Origin of the sequence: Pseudomonas alcaligenes (assembly GCF_014490745.1) — a bacterium.
GTDB classification, from domain to species: domain Bacteria; phylum Pseudomonadota; class Gammaproteobacteria; order Pseudomonadales; family Pseudomonadaceae; genus Aquipseudomonas; species Aquipseudomonas alcaligenes_C.
In genome coordinates this window covers 3,405,327-3,424,326 of the sequence record NZ_LZEU01000001.1, presented here as the reverse complement: position 1 = coordinate 3,424,326, position 19,000 = coordinate 3,405,327, and the positions used below count along the sequence as shown (strand labels likewise).

Genomic DNA, 19,000 nt, shown 5'->3' with positions numbered 1-19,000 from the left:
GGTTCAGCAGCGGTTCAGTGGCCCGTCGGCAACATAGGCCCCGAGTTCAGCAACCTTCCACCATCTGGAGAAAACACCATGAAGCACACTGCTAGCAAACTCGCCCTGGTAACCGCCATGTCCGTCGCCGCTCTGTCGGCTAACGCTGCCGACAACTTCGTCGGTATGACCTGGGGACAAAGCGACAGTCGTATCGAAAATTCCGGCTCGCTCAATCGCAGCCTCAACAACCCTGATCTGGATCGGGTGATCGACGGCAGCGGTACCTGGGGTGTACGTGCCGGTCAGGAAACCCGTGACGGTCGCTACTACGTCACCTACGAGAACGTCTCGGACGATTCGCAGGGCTACAAGCTTCGCCAGCAACACCTGCTGGCCAGCTACGACGCCTTCCTGCCCCTGAACAACAGCGGTACCAAGTTGTTCGGCGGTGCCACCGCCGGTGTGGTGAAGCTGGAGCAGGATGGCAGTGGCCTCAAGCGCGACAGCGATATCGGCCTGGCCGCCGGCCTGCAGGCGGGTGTCCTGCAGGACGTAGGCAAGAATGCTTCGCTGGAAGCCGGCTACCGTTACATGAAGACCAATGCCAGCACCGAAGTCTCGCCCCATGGCGGCGGCAAGGTGGGCTCCCTTGATCTGGAGCGCACCAGCCAGGTGTTTATCGGTGCCAACTACAAGTTCTGACAACCAGGGAGAAGGCCGGGCGCAAGCCCGGCCTGTGGTAAGGGAGAGCAGTCATGAAAATTCTGGTGGTCGAGGACGAAGCGCTGTTGCGTCATCACCTGCACAGTCGCCTCAGCGAGCGCGGCTACGTGGTGGATGCGGTGGGCGATGCCGAGGAGGCGCTGTACCGCGTGCGCGAGTTCAACCATGACCTGGCCATCGTCGACCTGGGCCTGCCCGGCATGAGCGGGCTGGATCTGATTCGCGAGCTGCGCAGCCAGGGCCGCAGCTTGCCGATCCTGATTCTCACCGCGCGTGGCAACTGGCAGGACAAGGTCGAGGGCCTGGCCGTCGGCGCCGACGATTACCTGGTCAAGCCGTTCCAGTTCGAGGAACTGGAGGCACGCCTGCATGCCCTGCTGCGGCGCTCCGTCGGCGTGGTGCAGTCGAGCATCGCGGCCGGGCCGCTGACGCTCGACCTCAACCGCAAGCAGGCCCTGGTGGATGAGCAGGCACTGGCGCTCACCGCCTTCGAATACCGCATCCTCGAATACCTGATGCTGCATGCGCAGCAGGTGGTGTCCAAGGATCGCCTGATGGAGCAGCTCTACGAGCACGATGACGAGCACGACCCGAATGTCATCGAGGTGCTGGTCGGTCGCCTGCGCCGCAAGCTGGAGGAAGCCTGCGCGCTGAAGCCGATCGACACGGTGCGTGGCCAGGGCTATCTGTTCACCGAGCGCTGCCGATGATCCGCTCGTTGCGTGCGCGGTTGATGCTCGGTGCCACGGCGCTGGCCGTGGTGTTCATCCTGGCCCTGTTGCCGGTGCTCAAGGGCGCGGTGCGCAACGCCCTGGAGGGTGTTATCGAGCAGCGCCTGGCGGCCGATGCGGCGACCCTGATTTCCGCCGCGCGCATCGACGGCGGCCAACTGGCGATGCCCGAGCGCCTGCCGGACGAGGAGTTCAACCTGCTCGACTCCAAGCTGCTCGGCTATATCTTCGATCGTGACGGCAACCTGGTCTGGCGTTCACCTTCCAGCGGCGACGAGAGCCTCGACTACCAGCCGCGCTACGACGGCCAGGGCCACGACTTTAGCCAGGTGCGCGATGCCCACGGCAGCGAGTTCTTCGTCTATGACCTGGAGGTCGACCTGCTGCGCGGCCAGGTCGCCGCCTACAGCATCGTCACCATGCAGCCGGCCAGCGAATACCAGGCGGTGCTCGATGGCATCGGCCGCCAGCTGTGGCTGTGGCTGGGCGGGGCCCTGCTGGTGTTGCTCGGGCTGCTCTGGCTTGGCCTGGGCTGGGGCTTCGGCACCCTGCGCGGGCTGCGCCGCGAACTGGACGAAGTGGAAAGCGGCCAGCGCGAACGCCTGAGCCGCGAGCACCCGCAGGAGTTACTGCGTTTGACCGACTCGCTCAACCGCCTGCTCACCAGCGAGCAGCGCCAGCGCCAGCGCTACCGCGATTCCCTTGGCGACCTGGCGCACAGCCTGAAGACGCCGCTGGCGGTGCTGCAGGGCGTCGGCGAGGTGCTGGCCGGCGGGCCGGGCAACCGCGAGCAGGCCCAGGTGCTGCGCAACCAGGTGGAGCGCATGAGCCAGCAGGTGGACTATCAGCTGCAACGCGCCAGCCTGCGCAAGAGTGGCCTGGTGCGCCACCGCGAGCCCCTCGGCGCGGCGCTGGACACCCTGTGCGGTGCGCTGAACAAGGTCTACCGCGACAAGCAGGTGCGGCTTGAGCGTGACTTCCCTGCGGAGCTGCAGGTGCCGATGGAGCGCGGCGCCTTGCTGGAGCTGCTCGGCAACCTGCTGGAGAACGCCTACCGCCTGTGCCTCGGGCAGATCCGCGTCAGCGCGCGGCTGACCGCCGCCGGCTGCGAGCTGTGCATCGAGGATGACGGCCCGGGCATTCCCGCCGACCAGCGCGCACGCATCCTGCAGCGCGGCGAGCGCCTGGACGCCCAGCATCCGGGGCAGGGCATCGGCACCGCGGTGGTGGTGGACATCCTCGACAGCTACGACGGCCAGCTGCAGCTGGAAGAATCGAGCCTGGGCGGCGCCTGCTTCCGCATGCAGCTGCCGACTCCGGCGTTATAGCGCGGCGTTGCGCGCTATTGCCGCTGGCCGTGCAACAGCCGGCTGGGGTCGAGGTAGAACATCTTCTTCCAGCCCTGGCTGCTGTCATCCACACGCCAGGGATAAGGCAGCAGGCTGAGGACGGCGTAGTGCAAATGCGGCGGCTTGCCCTGCGCATTGCCGCTGTCGCCGACCGTACCCAGCACGCTGCCGGGTCGTAGCGGCTGGCCGGGCCAGGCGGCCTGGCTATCCAGGTGGGCGAAGTAGTGCAGGCGCCACTTCGGCCCGAGCATCAGCAGTACCTTGCCGCCCATGCCGATCTCACCGCGCAGCAGCACCAGGCCATAGGTCGGTGCCACTACCGGCGTACCCTTGGCGGCGAAGATATCGATGCCCTTGTGCACCCCGGAACGGCCCCAGGGTTCGAACCAGAAGCTCTGCGGATGCCAGTCCTGGCTGCTGGCGCCCTGCACGGGCACCTGTGGCCACTCGGGGGCGAGCAGCCAGGCGAGGAACAGGGCGAGCAGGAGATGGCGTTTGCGGGGGCGTTGCATCATGCGGCATCCATGCAGCAGGGTTGGGGGTCAGCTGTCCTGATGCGCCCGATAGGCGCCGGGGGTCAGCCCTGTCCATTTCTTGAACGCGCGGTGGAAGGCCGAGGGCTCGGAGAAACCCAGCTGTTCGGCCAGGGCCTGGATCGACAGTTCGTCGCGGCCCAGGTGGTAGATGGCCAGGTCGCGGCGCAGGTGATCCTTGAGTTCCTGGAAGCTGCTGCCTTCCTCGCGCAGGTGGCGGCGCAGGGTCTGCGGGCTGATGTGCAGCTGCTGGGCGACCTGTTCCAGATCCGGCCAGTGTGCGCAGTCGCGGCCGAGCAGGCGACGGATGCGGCTGGTCAGGCTGTCGCCGCCATCGGGGCGGGCCAGCAGGTCGGCCGGCGAGTGTTCGAGGAACTGCTTGAGCGTGCGTTCGTCCTGCAGCAGCGGCATGTCCAGGTAGCGCGCGTGGAACAGCAGGCTGGTGGTGTCTGCGCCGAAGCGCCGCGGGCAGGGGAACAGCAGGTCGTACTCGCTGCTGTGGGTCGGTTCCGGGTAGGCGAAGCTGGCTTCCTCGAGGCGGATGCGCTGGCCGATCAGCCAGCTGCCGAGGCGGTGCCAGATCACCAGCAGGCTCTCGGTGAGGAAGTGATCCGGATCCCACAGCGGCGAGCTGTCCAGGGTCAGGCGAGCCAGTTCACCCTCACGGCGCAGGCGTACCTGCGGCGCATCGGGGAACAGGTCGTAGAACAGCATGCCGCGCACCAGGGCTTTTTCCAGGGTGCGGCAGTGGATGATCGCGTGGCCCATCATGGCGAAGGTGCCGCGCTTGCTGCGGCCGCGGCCGAAGCCCATGTATTCGTCGTCGAGCAGCGCCCACAGGCCTTGCAGCAGCTGGGTGAACTGCTCCGGGGCGAGGCGCGCGCGCGGCTCGCCGAGCAGCGCCGGCTGGATCCCCAGCTCGCGCAGCAGGGCGCTGTAGTCCAGGCCCTGGCGCTCGGCGCCGCGCAGGGCGGCGCGGACGAAGTGGCTGGCGATGGTGCGTTCGCGCATGACAGGGCTCATCGGAAGGGTGGCCGGATGGTAGGGCGCCCGGCGCTGGCGAACAAGCCGTGGTGTGTCAGGACAGCAGGATGTAGTCGTTGCCCTGGCGGATACCGTGGTGCGCGCCGGGGCTCAGGTGGATATAGCGACCGTCCACGCAGTCGATGGGGATGCAGTCGTCCACCTCCAGTACGGCGTCGGTGTGCGGCTTGTCCCAGTGGCCGGGCATATGGCGTTTGCCCAGGGCCTTGGCCTCGCGCTTGTCGGTGGCGACCTGCAGCAGGTAGTGGTGCTCTTCGCCGAAGCTGCCATGGCGGTAGCCGCCGAGGTTGAGGAAATACAGGCGCGGGGAACCGGGGGCGGGCGCCAGGTGGCTCAGTTCGACCCGATAGCCATCGACCCCGTCGACCGCCATCCAGGCGTCGATATGCAGGCCGTCCGGTTTGCCGAACCAGGCCTGGCGCAGCTGCGCGTAGGTGCCTTCGAGGCTGTCGGCGATGGCAAAGACCACATCGTGGACTTCGATGCTGGCCCTGGGGTGCTTGCCCCCGAGCATGACGATGAACAGCATGGTGCAATATCTCCTAGGCCAGCAGGGCGACCGACTTGATCTGCGCCCACAGCAGCTGGCCGTCGCGCAGGCCGAGCTGGTCGCGCGAGTAGCGGGTGATGCGCGCCAGCAGCGGCGTGCCGTGCATGTCCAGGCGCACCAGAACATGGGCCGGGTTGTCGGCCGGCGCCTGGCTGTGCACGGTGACCGGCAGCAGGTTGAGGATGCTGCTGTGCTGCGGCTTGTCCAGGCTCAGGCTGATGTCGCGGGCCTGCACCTTGAGGCGCATCAGGCTGCCGCTGGCCACCGGCCCGTGGGCGATGCGCAGCTGCATGTCGCTGTCGGGGAAGTTCAGGCTGAGCAGCTGGTAGTCGGCATCGTGGCTGGCAACCCGGGCCTGTACCACCACGCCGGCATCCTCGCTGTGGGCCAGGGGCAGGTCGAGGCGGCTCAACAGCTCGTCGACTGCGCCGCTGGCGCGCACCTGGCCCTGTTCCAGCAGCACCAGGTGGTCGGCCAGGCGCGCTACTTCATCCGGCGCGTGGCTGACGTAGAGCACGGGAATCTCTAGCTCGTCGTGCAGGCGCTCCAGGTAGGGCAGGATCTCCGCCTTGCGCTGCGGGTCGAGGGCCGCCAGCGGTTCATCCAGCAGCAGCAGGCGCGGGCTGGTGAGCAGGGCGCGGGCGATGGCCACTCGCTGCCGCTCGCCGCCGGACAAACGGGCCGGCCGGCGTTCCAGCAGGTGCTCGATGCCGAGCAGCTCCAGCGCTTGTTCCAGGCCGACCCGGCGCTGGGCGGCGGTGATGCGTTTTTGGCCGTACTCCAGGTTGCCGCGCACCGACAGGTGCTCGAACAGGCTGGCCTCCTGGAACACGTAGCCGAGGGCGCGCTGGTGCGGGGCGAGGAAGTGGCCGCGGCTGCTGTCCTGCCACAGCTCGCCGTTGACCCGCAGCTGGCCGAGCTCGGCCCGTTCCAGACCGGCGACGCAGCGCAGCAGGCTGGTCTTGCCGGAGCCGGAAGGGCCGAACAGGGCGGTGACGCCACGGCCGGGCAGATCCAGGTCGACATCCAGCCGGAAGCTGCCATGGGTCAGACGGAAGCATGCCTGCAGGCGTTGCTCGGCAGTGGCTTGAGTCATGGCTCAGGCCCCCAGCGGCTGCGGCCGGCTGCGCAAGTGCAGGGTCAGCAGGATGAGGAAGGAGAACAGCAGCATGCCGCCGGCCAGCCAGTGGGCCTGGGAGTATTCCAGGGCCTCGACATGGTTGAAGATCTGCACCGAAACCACGCTGGTCTTGCCGGGGATATTGCCGCCGATCATCAGCACCACGCCGAATTCGCCGATGGTGTGGGCAAAGCCCAGCACCGCGGCGGTGATGAAACCGGGCCGTGCCAGCGGCAGGGCGACCGTGAAAAAACTGTCCCAGGGACTGGCGCGCAGAGTGGCGGCGACTTCCAGAGGACGCTCGCCGATGGCGGCGAAGGCGTTCTGGATCGGTTGCACGACAAAGGGCAGGGAGTAGAACACCGAGCCCACCACCAGGCCGGCGAAGCTGAACGGCAGAGTGCCCAGGCCCAGGCTCTGGGTCAGCTGGCCGATCGGGCCGTGCGGGCCCAGGGTCACCAGCAGGTAGAAACCGATCACCGTCGGCGGCAGCACCAGGGGCAGGGCGACCACCGCGCCGATCGGGCCTTTCAGCCAGGAACGGGTGCGCGCCAGCCACCAGGCGATGGGCGTGCCGAACAACAGCAGCAGCACGGTGGTCAGCGCGGCCAGTTGCAGGGTCAGGCCGATGGCGGTGAAGTCGGCGCTGGTCAGGGGCATTGCTGAGCTTTCCTTCGGCTGGGCAGGCAACTGTAGCTATGCGGCGTAGGGCGGGTGAAACCCGCGTTGCTGATTACGCGGGTGCACCCGCCCTACGGGGTATGCGAACCCACCCTACAAGAAGGGCCGCGCCTCTGGCTACAACTGGTAGCCGTAGGACTTGATCAGCGCCGCCGCCTGCGCGCTATGCAGGTAATCCAGCAACGCCTTGGCCGCCGGGTTGTCCTTGCCCTTGTTGAGCAGCAGGGCGTCCTGGCGGATCGGCTCATGCAGTTCAGCCGGCACCAGCCAGGCCGAGCCGCTGGTGATCTTGCCGTCCTTGTACACCTGCGACAGGGCGACGAAGCCCAGCTCGGCATTGCCGCTGGAAACGAACTGCAGGGTCTGGGCGATGTTCTGCCCTTCGACCAGTTTCGGTGCCACGGCCTGGTTCAGGTTCAGCTTGGCCAGTACCTGGGTGGCGGCCAGACCATAGGGCGCGGCCTTCGGGTTGGCGATGGCCAGGTGCTGGAACTGGTTGGCCTTGAGCACGGCGCCCTGGTTGTCGACATAACCGTCCTTGGCCGACCACAGGGCCAGGGCGCCGATGGCATAGGTGAAGCGCGAGCCGGCCACGCTCAGCCCTTCCTTCTCCAGCTTGGCCGGAGTGCTGTCGTCGGCGGCGAGGAACATTTCGAACGGCGCGCCGTTCTGGATCTGCGCATAGAACTGCCCGGTGGCGCCGTAGGAGGCGACCACGCGGTGTCCGGTGGCTTTCTCGAAGTCGGCGGCGATGGCCTGCATCGGTGCGGTGAAATTGGCAGCCACGGCAACCTGCACCTGATCGGCCAGGGCCGTACCGGCACAGGCCAGGCCGGCGCACAGGGCCAGCAGGGCATCGGGGAAGCGACGCATCATGGGTGGAACTCCTTGTGGTGGGCGGTGGCATGGGGCCATTGCCAGAATGACCGGGAAGGCCAATCCAGGGCGGGTTGCGCGGTATCGTAATATTATTTTTTATATAACGCTTGCCGTAAAAAAGCCCGGGTCTACCGGAGGCGGGCCCGGGCTGGCTGGCGGGGATCAGGCCAGGCCGATTTCCACCGTGTCGCCCTGCAGGCGAACCGGCCAGGTGCGCAGCTGCTGCTCGGGGTATTCCAGGCAGGTGCCGTCTTCCAGGCGGTAGTGTTGCTTGTACAGCGGCGCGGCGATCACCAGGTCGCCGGCCAGGCTGCCAATGATGCCGCGGCCGATGACGTTGGCGCCGGACTGCGGGTCGCGGTTATCCACGGCGTAGAGCTGTTTGCCCTGGGTTTGTTCGGGCAGGTAGAACAGGGCGACCTGGGCGCCATCGACCCAGGCGACCACGCCGGAGTTGGCCACCAGGTCGGCACGGCTGCACAGGGGGCGCCATTGCAGGTGTTGTTGCTCGGCTACTGCGGTTGCGCTCGACTGGCCCATCAGACCACCTCCATCGCGGGGATAAGTTGCAGTTCGGCGGCGCTGATCGGACGGCGCTGGCCGCGTTCCTCGACGAACTGGATGTCCGGGTCGCCGCCTTGTTCGTTGACGAAGGTACGGAAGCGCTTGAGCTTCTCCGGATCCTTCAGGGCGCCCGCCCATTCGCATTCGTAGCGATCGACCACCAGCTGCATCTGCGCTTCCAGCTCGTTGGCCAGGCCCAGGCTGTCGTCGATGATCACTGCCTTGAGGTAGTCCAGGCCGCCTTCCAGCGACTCGCGCCATACCGAGGTGCGCTGCAGGCGGTCGGCGGTGCGGATGTAGAACATCAGGAAACGGTCGATGTAGCGGATCAGGGTGTCGTCATCCAGGTCGGTGGCGAACAGTTCGGCATGCCGTGGGCGCATGCCGCCGTTGCCGCTGATATAGAGGTTCCAGCCTTTCTCGGTGGCGATTACGCCAACGTCCTTGCTCTGCGCCTCGGCGCATTCGCGGGTGCAGCCGGAGACCGCGAACTTGAGCTTGTGCGGCGAGCGCAGGCCCTTGTAGCGATCCTCGATGAGCAGGGCCATGGCCACGCTGTCCTGCACGCCGTAGCGGCACCAGGTGCTGCCCACGCAGGACTTCACCGTGCGGGTCGACTTGCCGTAGGCATGCCCGGTCTCGAAGCCGGCGGCGATCAGCTCGGCCCAGATGTCCGGCAGTTCGTGCAGCTGGGCGCCGAACAGGTCGATGCGCTGGCCGCCGGTGATCTTGGTGTAGAGGTCGTATTTCTTCGCCACCGCGCCGATGGCGATCAGGCCGTCCGGGGTGATCTCGCCACCGGGGATGCGCGGCACCACCGAGTAGGTGCCGTTTTTCTGCATGTTGGCCATGAAGGTGTCGTTGGTGTCTTGCAGCGGCACCAGCGAGGCATTGGTGATCGGGCGGTTCCAGCAGGAGGCGAGGATCGAGCCTACCGCCGGCTTGCAGATATCGCAGCCGACATGGCCGCGGCCGTGCTTGGCCAGCAGCTCTTCGAAGCTCTCGATGCCTTCCACGCGGACGATGCCGTACAGCTCCTGGCGGGTGAAGGCGAAGTGCTCGCACAGGCTCTTGTCGACACTGACCCCGCGGGCGGTCAGCTCGTGCTCGAACACCTGCTTGAGCAGGGCCGAGCAGCCGCCGCAGCCGGTAGCGGCTTTGGTGCAGGCCTTGATGCCGGCGAGGTCGCTGCAGCCTTCGTCGATGGCGGCGCAGATCGCGCCCTTGCTGACGTTGTGGCAGGAGCACACGGTGGCGGTGGCCGGCAGGGCGTCGACGCCGAGGGCCGGGGTGCCTTCGCTTTGCGGCAGGATCAGCCCGGACGGATCGGCGGGCAGGGCGATGCCGTTCTGCACGTACTGCAGCAGGGTGTCGTAGTAGCTGTTGTCGCCGACCAGCACGGCGCCGAGGGCCTGCTTGCCGTCGGCGGAAACCACCAGGCGGCGGTAGCTGGCGTTGGCCTCGTCGATGAAACGATAGCTGCGCGAGCCGGCGGTGGCGCCGTGGGCGTCGCCGATGGAACCGACATCGACGCCAAGCAGCTTGAGCTTGGTCGACATGTCCGCGCCCATGAACGGCTCGGCGTCTTCGCCGCAAAGCTGGCTGGCGACGCTGCGGGCCATCTGGTAGCCCGGCGCGACCAGGCCGAAGATGCCGCCGTTCCACGCCGCGCACTCGCCGATGGCATAGATGTAGGGGTCGTTGGTGCGGCACTGGCTGTCGATGGCTATGCCGCCGCGCGGGCCGAGTTCCAGGCCGCACTGCTTGGCGATGGCGTCCTGCGGACGGATGCCGGCGGAGAACACGATCAGGTCGGTTTCCAGGAAGTCTTCGCCGGCGAAGTTCATCCGGTAGCGGTACTCGCTGCCGGCGCTGATCGACTGGGTCGCCTTGGACAGGTGCACGCTGACGCCCAGGGCTTCGATCTGCGCCTTCAGCGCCAGGCCGCCGTGATCGTCCAGCTGTACCGGCATCAGGCGTGGAGCGAACTCCACCACATGGGCTTCCAGGCCCAGCGACTTCAGCGCATTGGCCGCTTCCAGGCCGAGCAGGCCACCGCCGACCACCACACCGCGCTTGGCCTGGCTGGCGGCAGCGCGAATGGTGTCGAGGTCAGCCAGGGTGCGATAGACCAGGCGCGAGTTGCCCTCGGCGCCTTCGATCGGCGGCACGAAGGGGTAGGAGCCGGTGGCCAGCACCAGTTGGTCGTAGGGGTAGCAGCCGTCGGCGCTGATCACTTCGCGGCGCTCGCGGTCGATCTCCAGCACCGGCACGCCCAGGTGCAGGGTCACGCCCGGGGTCTGGTACAGCTCGGCACCGCTGAGGGCCAGGGATTCGGCATCGCGGCCACCGAAGTACTCGGAGAGGTGCACGCGGTCGTAGGCGCGCAGCGGCTCTTCGCTGAACACATGCACCTGGTAGCTGGCCAGCGCACCGCGCTCGATCAGTTGTTCGACGCAGTGGTGGCCGACCATGCCGTTGCCGACGACGATCAGCGTTTGCTTGTCATGGGTGGAGGCGACTGTGCTGTTCATAGCGTTTCCCGGCCAAAGCTCATCAGGTTGTTTGCGCGGCAAATAAAAAGGCGCCTGAAACCTTGCGGTCTCAGGCGCCTTTGCCTGTTCTGTACGACTCCCTATGCGGGTGCCGTTGATGTCCATTGCCAGCGTTGGCTGTCGATCGCCTTTGATCGAATGGACGGCCCGGATGTGGCGGGCTTGCATCGACCTATGCAGTGGTTGTGCCAGCTTTCTGAAAGCGCCCTGCAGCCCCTGCAACATGGGCCTGTGCGTGCAGTGGCGGGCTGCTTGGGGAGAACTCGGCTGGAACCAAAAAGGGGCGCGCGGGCGGCCTGTCGCCCCATTGTGATTCGCCGTGGTGCGCCCCGCAGCAGACTGCGGCAGCGCCCCAGGCCACGCCGGGCGGGGATTGGCGCGGGTAAGCCGCTGTCTGGCGTATGCCTTGCAATACCCGAGCAAAGGCAATCAATGCAGGTTGCCCATTCACGACAAAGGCGCCGTGTTGCTCTCGCTTGCTGCGAAGGGCGGCATGGCGCCTTTGTTTTTGGCTCGGGAGCGACCATGGCTGACCAGACGATACGGAGCGTATGCCCTTACTGCGGCGTTGGCTGCGGCATCGTCATGCAGGTTGCGGAGGGCAAGGTGGTCAAGGTCGCGGGCGACAAGCAGCACCCGAGCAACTTCGGCCGCCTGTGCACCAAAGGCAGTTCCTGCAACCAGCCGTTGGTCGAGTCCGGACGCATGGCGCACGCCTATGCGCGCGCGGAGCGCAGCCGCGAGCCGGTGCGCACGCCCATGGCCGAGGCCATCGCCGACGCCGCCCGGCGCCTGCGTGCGATCCTCGACGAGCACGGCGCGGACGCCATCGCCCTGTACGTGTCCGGGCAGCTGTCGCTGGAGGCGCAGTACCTGGCCAACAAGCTGGTCAAGGGTTACCTGGGCAGCAACCAGATCGAGTCCAACTCGCGCCTGTGCATGGCCAGCGCCAGCAGCGGCTACAAGCTGTCGCTGGGCGCCGACGGCCCGCCCGGCTCCTACCAGGATTTCGACCAGGCCGATGTGTTTTTCGTCATCGGGGCCAACATGGCTGACTGCCACCCGATCCTGTTCCTGCGCATGATGGACAGGGTCAAGGCCGGGGCCAGGCTGATAGTGGTCGACCCGCGGCGCAACGCCACGGCGGACAAGGCCGATCTGTTCCTGCAGATCAAACCCGGTAGCGACCTGGCGCTGCTCAACGGCCTGCTGCATCTGCTGCATGTAAACGGCCACACCGACTCGGCCTTTATCGAGCGCTTCACCGAGGGCTGGGAGGTCATGCCCGCCTTCCTCGCCGAGTACACCCCCGAGTACGTAGCTGCGCTGACCGGCCTGGATGAGGCCGCCATCCGCCAGGCCGCCCAGTGGATCGGCGCGGCGGGGGAGTGGATGAGCTGCTGGACCATGGGCCTCAACCAGAGCACCCACGGCACCTGGAACACCAACGCCATCTGCAACCTGCACCTGGCCACCGGCAAGATCTGTCGCCCCGGCAGCGGGCCGTTCTCCCTGACCGGCCAGCCCAACGCCATGGGCGGCCGCGAGATGGGCTATATGGGCCCCGGCTTGCCGGGGCAGCGCTCGGTGCTGGTGGAAGACGACCGCACTTTTGTCGAGAACGCCTGGGGCGTAGCGCCGGGCACCCTGCATACCCGCCTGGGTGGCGGCACCGTCGGCCTGTTCGAGGATATGGCGGCGGGCAAGGTCAAGGCCTGCTGGATCATCTGCACCAATCCGGTGGCCAGCATGGCCAACCGCGGCAAGGTGATCGAGGGGCTCAAGGCCGCCGAACTGGTGATCGCCCAGGACGCCTTCCTCGACACCGAGACCAACCGTTATGCCGACATCCTCCTGCCCGGCGCCCTGTGGGCCGAGGCCGAGGGAGTGATGATCAACTCCGAGCGCAACCTGAGCCTGATGCAGCAGGCCGTGGCGCCGCCCGGCGAGGCCATGGCCGACTGGCAGATCATCGCCGAGGTCGCCTGCGCCATGGGCTTTGCCGAGGCCTTCACGTACGCCTCGGCGGCCGAGGTGTTCGAGGAGATCAAGCGCTTCCACAATCCCAAGACCGGCTACGACCTGCGTGGCGCCAGCCATGCACGCCTGCGTGAAACGCCGCTGCAATGGCCCTGTGCGAGCGCGGCGGGTGCCGACCGTGCGCCGATCCGCTACTTCAACGACGGCATCAGCCAGAGGCTCAAGCTTGCCGAGGACGGCAGCACGCCGGCCATCGCCTTCGCCACGCCTACTGGCAAGGCGCAGTTCTTCGCCCGCCCGCACCTCGACCCGGCGGAGATGCCGGATGCCGACTTCCCCTTCGTGCTCAACACCGGGCGCCTGCAGCACCAGTGGCACACCCTGACCAAGACCGGCAAGGTCGCCACCCTGAACAAACTCAACCCCGGGCCCTTCGTCGAGGTGCACCCGGAAGACGCCGAGAACCTCGGCGTGCGCGACAAGGATCACCTGGAGATCCGCTCGCGCCGCGGCCATGCCGTGCTGCCGGTGGTGGTCACCGACCGCGTGCTGCCCGGCGGCTGTTTCGCCCCGTTCCACTGGAACGATGTGTACGGCGACAACCTGGCGATCAACGCGGTGACCAGCGACGCCGTCGACCCCATTTCGCAGCAGCCGGAATTCAAGTCCTGCGCCGTCAGCCTGCGCCGCGTCGAGCTGATCGACCACCAGTTCCTGCAGACGCCCGCCAGCGCGGCGAGCGATCCGACCTCTTCCGAACCTTTGTCCGAGGAACTCGATATGTCGCATATCGACGCATTTGCCAGCCTGCTCGGCCTCGCCATTGGCGCGCCGCCAGCGCTTAGCGAGAGCGAACGCACCTATATGGCCGGCTTTATCGGTGGCCTGCGCGCCAACCCCGGTGGCGGGGTGCCCAGCCTGCCGCCCCAGGCGCCGTTGGCCGAACCCACCCGCCTGTGGCTGGACGGCCTGCTGGCCGGCATGTTCAGCCGCATGGCCCTGGGGGCGCCGTTGCAGCTGGGCGGCGAGGCGACGGCCGTTTTGCCCGCGCCGGGCGCCCAGGTGCCAGTCACCCTGCTGTGGGCCTCGCAGACCGGCAACTGCGAGGCGTTGGCCGAGCGCTTTGCCGGGCGGCTCAAGGCGGCCGGCTGCGCCGTGGAGCTGGCCGATATGTCCGGCTACCCGCTGGAAAAACTCGGCAGCGCCGGCAACCTGCTGCTGCTCAGCAGCACCTTTGGCGACGGCGATGCGCCGGACAGCGGCCAGGGTTTCTGGGCTCAGCTCAAGGCCAGCTCGGCCGATCTGGCTGCGCTGCGTTATGCGGTGCTGGCCCTGGGTGACCCCAACTACGACCAGTTCTGCCAGCACGGCAAGAACCTCGATGGGCGTCTGGCCGAGCTGGGTGCCAGCCGCCTGCTCGAGCGTGTCGATTGCGATACCGAGTTCGAGGAGCCGGCCGACGCCTGGCTGGCCGCTCTGCTGCCATTGCTTAAGCCGGAGCAGGACACCACTCAGGGGCCGGTCGAAATACCGGCTGCGGCGGTCACTGCAGTGAGCGTGAGCAAGGAACAGCCGGCCGCCGCGCGCCAGTTGCTCAACCTGCGCCTGAACCGCGAGGGGGCGAGCAAGGACACCCGTCAGTTCGCCTTCGCCCTGGGCGACTCGGGCCTCACCTACGAGGCCGGCGACGCCCTCGGCGTATGGCCGCGCAACTGCCCGGAGCTGGTTGCGGAGGTGATCGAGCGGGCCGGCCTGGATGGCGAGCAACTGGTCAGTGTGGCCAAGGTCGGCGACCTGCCGCTGCGTGAGGCGCTGACCAGCCATTACGAGATTGCCCGGCCGAGCAGCGAGGCCCTGGCGCTGATCGCCGAGCGCAGCGGGAATAGCGAGCTGCGCGGCCTGCTCGGCAACAAGGAGCAACTGAAGGACTGGCTGTGGGGGCGCCAGCTGGCCGATGTGCTGCAGGCCTTTCCCGCCGAGCATGCCGCCGGCGAGCTGCTGGGCAGCCTCAAGCGCCTGCAGCCGCGCCTGTACTCCATTTCGTCGAGTCCCAAGGCGCATGCCGGCGAAGTGCACCTGACCGTCTCGGCAGTGCGCTACGGCAAGCGCAAGGGCGTGGCCTCGACCTTCCTCGCCGACCGGGTGGCGGACGGCGAAGTACCTCTGTTTGTGCAGACCAGCAAGCACTTCCGCGTACCGCAGGACGGCGAAGTACCGATGATCATGATCGGCCCGGGCACCGGGGTGGCGCCGTTCCGCGGCTTTCTTCACGAGCGCCGCGCCCGTGGTGACGCCGGCAGGAACTGGCTGTTCTTCGGCGAGCAGCATGCGGCCAGCGACTTCTATTACCGCGACGAGCTGCAAGCGATGCAGCGCGACGGCCTGCTGACCCAGCTCAGCCTGGCCTTCTCCCGCGACCAGGCCGAGAAAATCTACGTGCAGGATCGCATCCGCGAGCAGGGCGCCGAGCTGTGGCGCTGGCTGCAGGACGGCGCCCAGGTGTATGTCTGCGGCGATGCCAGCCGCATGGCCAAGGACGTCGACACGGCCCTGCGCGATGTGGCCCGCGAGCATGGGGGGCTGAGCGACGAGAAAGCCGCCGAGTACATTCGCGCTCTGGCGGAGGGCAAGCGCTACCTGCGCGACGTCTACTGACACGCTAACATCGGCGGCAAGTACCGACATGTTAAGCAGGCGCGATGAAGCTCGAAGGACGTTTCTGGATCACCCGCAATGGCAAGAACCTGGCAGGCCAGGGACGCATCGAGCTGCTCTCGCGCATCGCCGAGAGCGGTTCGATCACCCGGGCGGCCAAGGCCATGGGCATGAGCTACAAGTCGGCCTGGGACGCGGTGGATGCCATGAACAATGCCGCCGGCAGCGCGCTGGTAGAGCGCTCGGTGGGCGGCAAGGGCGGTGGCGGCACGCGCCTGACCCAGGCCGGGCAGCAGCTGATCGAGTCTTACCGGCGCTACCAGGACGAGCACCGGCGCTTTCTCGAACGCCTGGGCGATGATCCGCAGCTGGAATCCCTGCTGCAGATGATGGAGCGCCTCAGCCTGCGGAGCAGCGCGCGCAACCAGTTGCCGGGCCAGGTGGTGGCCATCCACGCCGAAGGCCTCAACGACCGGGTCGAGTTCAGGCTGGCCGGCGGCCAGTTGCTGCAGGCGCTGATCACCCATGCCAGCACGGAGCGCCTGGGCCTGCAGCCCGGCGTGGAGCTGTGCGCCCTGGTCAAGGCACCGTGGGTGCGCCTGCTGGCGGAGGATGCCGTGGCCAGCTCTACCGACAACCGCCTGAGCGGCCGCCTGGGCGAGCTGCGGCGCGATGCCGAGCATTGCGAGGCCCTGGTCGAACTGGATGGCGGCGGGCAGCTGGTGGCCGTGCTGTCCGATGCCCAGGTCGAGGGCATGGGGTTGCAGCCGGGTCAGGCGCTGCAGCTATTGATCGACGCCGAGCAGATCATCCTCTGCACGTTGTAGGGCCGCTCTGAGTCGCCCGTAGGGCGGGTGCAACCCGCCTTAGCCAGGCTGCTGCGTGGTTCCATGACGGGGCAGGGCAATGGAGATCAGTGCCGCCGCCAGCACGAACGCCGCGGAAATCCACAGGCAGGCCTCCAGTCCATGGCTCTGGTAGACCCAGCCGGAGAGCAGGGTGCCGAGCAGGCGGCCGAGGGCGTTAGCCATGTAGTAGAAGCCGACGTCCAGCGACACGCCGTCTTCCTTGGCGTAGCTGACGATCAGGTAGCTGTGCAGCGAGGAGTTCACCGCGAACAGCACGCCGAACAGCAACAGGCCGCCGAGCAGCACCCAGTGTGCCGACCAGCCCGCGCCCAGGCCCAGGGCGATGGCGGCAGGCAGGCCGGCCAGCAATGCAGCCCAGATGCAGGCGACGCGGCCATCCGGCACCTGGCCGCTGCGCTTGCCGGTGATGGCCGGAGCCAGGGTCTGCACGATGCCGTAGCCGATTACCCAACAGGCGAGAAAACCGCCTACCTGCCAGACATCCCAGCCGAACACGGCAGACAGGTACACCGGCAGCGCCACCACGAACCACACATCGCGGGCACCGAACAGGAACAGGCGGGCGGCCGACAGCAGGTTGATCGCCCGGCTCTTCGACAGCAGCTCGCGGAACTTGGGTTTGCCCTTGGCCTTGCCCAGATCCTGTTTCAGCAGGCGCAGGCTGGCCAGCCAGATCAGTGCCAGCACGGCGGCCATGGCCAGTACCGCGCCGGTAAAACCGAGCAGGGCCAGCAGGGCGCCACCGAGGAAGAAACCGACGCCCTTCAGTGCGTTCTTCGAGCCGGTCAGGCGCGCCACCCACTGGTACAGCGTGCCGGGCTGGCCGGCGGGTACCAGCAGCTTGAGCGCACTCTTGGCGCTCATCTTGTTCAGGTCTTTGGCGATGCCCGACAGCGCCTGTGCGGCCATCACCCAGGGTACCGTGAGCCAGACGGCCGGCGCGGTGAGCATGAGCAGCGCCGCCACCTGCAGACCGAGGCCGAGGTTCATGGTGCGGTTCAGCCCCAGGCGTGCGCCCAGGTAGCCGCCGAGCAGGTTGGTGACCACGCCGAACAGTTCGTAGAACAGAAACAGCGCGGCGATCTGCAGCGGCGAGTAACCGAGGCCGTGGAAATGCAGCACCACCAGCATGCGCAGGGCGCCGTCGGTCAGGGTGAAGGCCCAGTAGTTGCCGGTTACCAGCAGATACTGGCGAACGGATGGAGGCAGCGTGCGGAGCATGTTCGGCTTTCCGCTCAGCCGGCCAGGCCGACCAGCCGCGCCAGTTCGACGGTGCGGTTGGCGTAGCCCCATTCGTTGTCGTACCAGGCGTACAGCTTCACTTGGGTGCCACCCACCACCAGAGTCGACAGCGCGTCGATGATCGAGGAGCGCGGGTCAGTGCGGTAGTCGATGGACACCAGCGGCCGTTCCTCGTAGCCGAGGATACCCGCCAGCGGGCCGGCTGCAGCGGCCTTGAGCAGGGCGTTGACTTCGTCCGCCGTGGTGGCGCGCTCGACCTCGAACACGCAGTCGGTCAGCGAGGCGTTGGCCAGCGGTACGCGCACGGCGTGGCCGTTCAGCTTGCCGCGCAGCTCGGGGAAGATTTCGGCGATGGCGGTGGCCGAGCCGGTAGTGGTGGGGATCAGGCTCATGCCCGAGGCGCGAGCGCGGCGCAGATCCTTGTGCGGCTGGTCGAGGATGCTCTGGGTGTTGGTCAGGTCGTGGATGGTGGTGATCGAGCCGTGGCGGATGCCCAGGTGCTCGTGGATCACCTTGACCACCGGCGCCAGGCAGTTGGTGGTGCAGGAGGCGGCGGTGACGATGCGGTGCACAGCCGGGTCGAACAGCTGCTGGTTGACCCCCATCACCACGTTGAGCGCGCCGGCCTCTTTCACCGGGGCGCTGACCACCACGCGCTTCACGCCCTGATCCAGGTAGGCCTGCAGCACGGCGACGGTCTTCATCTTGCCGCTGGCCTCGATCACCAGATCGCAGCCGCTCCAGTCGGTATCGGCGATGGCCTTGTTGGCCGTGACCTTGATCGACTTGCCGGCGATCACCACGCAGTCGCCGGCGCTGCTGGCCTCATGCTGCCAACGGCCATGCACCGAGTCGAAATTGAGCAGGTGGGCGTGGGTGGCGGCGTCGCCGGCCGGGTCGTTGATCTGCACGAACTCCAGTTCCGGCCAGCCCCAGGCGGCGCGCAGGGCCAGGCGTCCGATACGGCCGAAGCCATTGATACCGACTTTGATGGTCATCGAGGTATTCCTGAAACGAGAAGGTGGAAGGACTAGCAGCAGGTGCTGGCGCGCGCGGGGCGGCCATCCATACCGGCCAGGCGCGCGGTGCTGGGGCTGAGCCAGGCGTGATTGGCCTCCAGGCTGGTGCGCAGAATGCTCAGTACCCACTGCGGCAGTTCAGGGTGCAGGCGGTAGTACACCCACTGGCCCTGGCGGCGGTCGGCCAGCAGGCCGGCGCTGCGCAGCTGGGCCAGGTGGCGGGAAATCTTCGGCTGGCTTTCGCCGAGGGCGCAGGTCAGCTCGCACACGCACAGCTCGTCTTCGCGGGTGGCCAGCAGCATCAGGCGGATGCGGGTTTCGTCGGCCAGACATTTGAAGACGCTGGTCGGGGTCAGGGCTTCGCGCATGCAAGGTGTGTCCGGATATACGGTTATTCGAATATATGAAAAATCGAATATTAGTGAAAGCGGCAACGAGCGCGCAGTGGACTGCTGGTGCAGCAGCCTGGTGATCCGGCAGTGGGGGAAACCCGCCACAGGCTTGGCGGATTTCCGCCAAAAGCA

At 67.2% G+C, this 19,000-nt stretch carries 16 protein-coding genes; 5 read left to right on the top strand and 11 right to left on the bottom strand.

All coding sequences use genetic code 11. The features are described 5' to 3' along the window. The first annotated feature begins 78 nt into the window (after positions 1–78). Genes A9179_RS15540 through A9179_RS15530 form a run of 3 tightly spaced genes read left to right on the top strand, consistent with a single transcriptional unit; the run spans position 79 to position 2,764 of the window. On the top strand, positions 79–684 hold the full coding sequence (locus A9179_RS15540) for an outer membrane beta-barrel protein (protein WP_187807123.1): 606 nt from the start codon (positions 79–81) through the stop codon (positions 682–684). A 53-nt stretch (positions 685–737) separates the two neighbouring features. Continuing rightward, positions 738–1,415: a response regulator transcription factor gene (locus tag A9179_RS15535; protein ID WP_187807122.1), complete on the top strand. Its 678-nt coding sequence runs from the start codon at positions 738–740 to the stop codon at positions 1,413–1,415. After that, on the top strand, positions 1,412–2,764 hold the full coding sequence (locus tag A9179_RS15530; RefSeq protein ID WP_187807121.1) for an ATP-binding protein: 1,353 nt from the start codon (positions 1,412–1,414) through the stop codon (positions 2,762–2,764). The genes A9179_RS15535 and A9179_RS15530 overlap by 4 nt, the downstream gene beginning before the upstream one ends. 14 nt (positions 2,765–2,778) lie before the next feature. Here the strand turns inward: A9179_RS15530 and A9179_RS15525 are convergent, their stop codons facing one another. The 8 genes from A9179_RS15525 to nirB all read right to left on the bottom strand — a co-directional run bounded on the left by A9179_RS15525 (position 2,779) and on the right by nirB (position 10,690). Beyond that, entirely contained in the window at positions 2,779–3,297 is a 519-nt protein-coding gene (locus A9179_RS15525; RefSeq protein WP_187808605.1) for a M23 family metallopeptidase, read from the bottom strand. Between the two features lie 30 nt (positions 3,298–3,327). Further along, entirely contained in the window at positions 3,328–4,329 is a 1,002-nt protein-coding gene (locus tag A9179_RS15520; protein WP_187807120.1) for an AraC family transcriptional regulator, read from the bottom strand. A gap of 67 nt (positions 4,330–4,396) precedes the next feature. After that, positions 4,397–4,891 carry a DUF1543 domain-containing protein gene (locus A9179_RS15515; RefSeq protein WP_187807119.1) on the bottom strand — a complete coding sequence of 165 codons (495 nt, stop codon included), beginning with the start codon at positions 4,889–4,891 and terminating at the stop codon, positions 4,397–4,399. A 13-nt stretch (positions 4,892–4,904) separates the two neighbouring features. Beyond that, on the bottom strand, positions 4,905–6,008 hold the full coding sequence (modC, locus tag A9179_RS15510) for a molybdenum ABC transporter ATP-binding protein (protein WP_187807118.1): 1,104 nt from the start codon (positions 6,006–6,008) through the stop codon (positions 4,905–4,907). A gap of 3 nt (positions 6,009–6,011) precedes the next feature. Continuing rightward, on the bottom strand, positions 6,012–6,692 hold the full coding sequence (gene modB, locus A9179_RS15505; protein WP_187807117.1) for a molybdate ABC transporter permease subunit: 681 nt from the start codon (positions 6,690–6,692) through the stop codon (positions 6,012–6,014). A 138-nt stretch (positions 6,693–6,830) separates the two neighbouring features. After that, on the bottom strand, positions 6,831–7,586 hold the full coding sequence (modA, locus tag A9179_RS15500) for a molybdate ABC transporter substrate-binding protein (protein WP_394354765.1): 756 nt from the start codon (positions 7,584–7,586) through the stop codon (positions 6,831–6,833). A gap of 168 nt (positions 7,587–7,754) precedes the next feature. Further along, the gene (nirD, locus tag A9179_RS15495; RefSeq protein WP_187807115.1) at positions 7,755–8,132 is read right to left on the bottom strand and encodes a nitrite reductase small subunit NirD; all 378 of its coding nucleotides are present in this window, start codon (positions 8,130–8,132) and stop codon (positions 7,755–7,757) included. Next, the gene (nirB, locus tag A9179_RS15490) at positions 8,132–10,690 is read right to left on the bottom strand and encodes a nitrite reductase large subunit NirB (RefSeq protein ID WP_187807114.1); all 2,559 of its coding nucleotides are present in this window, start codon (positions 10,688–10,690) and stop codon (positions 8,132–8,134) included. The genes nirD and nirB overlap by 1 nt, the downstream gene beginning before the upstream one ends. Before the next feature lie 546 nt (positions 10,691–11,236). Between nirB and A9179_RS15485 the strand changes: the two genes are divergently transcribed. After that, positions 11,237–15,346 carry a bifunctional nitrate reductase/sulfite reductase flavoprotein subunit alpha gene (locus A9179_RS15485; protein ID WP_187807113.1) on the top strand — a complete coding sequence of 1,370 codons (4,110 nt, stop codon included), beginning with the start codon at positions 11,237–11,239 and terminating at the stop codon, positions 15,344–15,346. 44 nt (positions 15,347–15,390) lie between these two features. Further along, positions 15,391–16,173, top strand: a complete 783-nt coding sequence (locus A9179_RS15480; protein WP_187807112.1) for a TOBE domain-containing protein — start codon at positions 15,391–15,393, stop codon at positions 16,171–16,173. Positions 16,174–16,212: 39 nt separating this feature from the next. On the opposite strand, the gene arsJ is transcribed toward A9179_RS15480, so the two are convergent. The 3 genes from arsJ to A9179_RS15465 are packed head-to-tail and all read right to left on the bottom strand — an operon-like array spanning position 16,213 to position 18,844. Beyond that, positions 16,213–17,436, bottom strand: a complete 1,224-nt coding sequence (gene arsJ, locus A9179_RS15475; RefSeq protein ID WP_187807111.1) for an organoarsenical effux MFS transporter ArsJ — start codon at positions 17,434–17,436, stop codon at positions 16,213–16,215. Between the two features lie 14 nt (positions 17,437–17,450). Then, positions 17,451–18,455: an ArsJ-associated glyceraldehyde-3-phosphate dehydrogenase gene (locus A9179_RS15470; RefSeq protein ID WP_187807110.1), complete on the bottom strand. Its 1,005-nt coding sequence runs from the start codon at positions 18,453–18,455 to the stop codon at positions 17,451–17,453. Positions 18,456–18,487: 32 nt separating this feature from the next. Further along, positions 18,488–18,844: a metalloregulator ArsR/SmtB family transcription factor gene (locus A9179_RS15465; RefSeq protein WP_187807109.1), complete on the bottom strand. Its 357-nt coding sequence runs from the start codon at positions 18,842–18,844 to the stop codon at positions 18,488–18,490. Positions 18,845–19,000: the final 156 nt, after the last annotated feature.

Bases quoted from the DNA above. Each gene is read 5' to 3' on its own strand.
- A9179_RS15540 (WP_187807123.1), top strand. From the start codon at position 79: ATGAAGCACACTGCTAGCAAACTCGCCCTGGTAACCGCCATGTCCGTC.
- A9179_RS15535 (WP_187807122.1), top strand. From the start codon at position 738: ATGAAAATTCTGGTGGTCGAGGACGAAGCGCTGTTGCGTCATCACCTG.
- A9179_RS15530 (WP_187807121.1), top strand. From the start codon at position 1,412: ATGATCCGCTCGTTGCGTGCGCGGTTGATGCTCGGTGCCACGGCGCTG.
- A9179_RS15525 (WP_187808605.1), bottom strand. From the start codon at position 3,297: ATGCAACGCCCCCGCAAACGCCATCTCCTGCTCGCCCTGTTCCTCGCC.
- A9179_RS15520 (WP_187807120.1), bottom strand. From the start codon at position 4,329: ATGCGCGAACGCACCATCGCCAGCCACTTCGTCCGCGCCGCCCTGCGC.
- A9179_RS15515 (WP_187807119.1), bottom strand. From the start codon at position 4,891: ATGCTGTTCATCGTCATGCTCGGGGGCAAGCACCCCAGGGCCAGCATC.
- modC (WP_187807118.1), bottom strand. From the start codon at position 6,008: ATGACTCAAGCCACTGCCGAGCAACGCCTGCAGGCATGCTTCCGTCTG.
- modB (WP_187807117.1), bottom strand. From the start codon at position 6,692: ATGCCCCTGACCAGCGCCGACTTCACCGCCATCGGCCTGACCCTGCAA.
- modA (WP_394354765.1), bottom strand. From the start codon at position 7,586: ATGCGTCGCTTCCCCGATGCCCTGCTGGCCCTGTGCGCCGGCCTGGCC.
- nirD (WP_187807115.1), bottom strand. From the start codon at position 8,132: ATGGGCCAGTCGAGCGCAACCGCAGTAGCCGAGCAACAACACCTGCAA.
- nirB (WP_187807114.1), bottom strand. From the start codon at position 10,690: ATGAACAGCACAGTCGCCTCCACCCATGACAAGCAAACGCTGATCGTC.
- A9179_RS15485 (WP_187807113.1), top strand. From the start codon at position 11,237: ATGGCTGACCAGACGATACGGAGCGTATGCCCTTACTGCGGCGTTGGC.
- A9179_RS15480 (WP_187807112.1), top strand. From the start codon at position 15,391: ATGAAGCTCGAAGGACGTTTCTGGATCACCCGCAATGGCAAGAACCTG.
- arsJ (WP_187807111.1), bottom strand. From the start codon at position 17,436: ATGCTCCGCACGCTGCCTCCATCCGTTCGCCAGTATCTGCTGGTAACC.
- A9179_RS15470 (WP_187807110.1), bottom strand. From the start codon at position 18,455: ATGACCATCAAAGTCGGTATCAATGGCTTCGGCCGTATCGGACGCCTG.
- A9179_RS15465 (WP_187807109.1), bottom strand. From the start codon at position 18,844: ATGCGCGAAGCCCTGACCCCGACCAGCGTCTTCAAATGTCTGGCCGAC.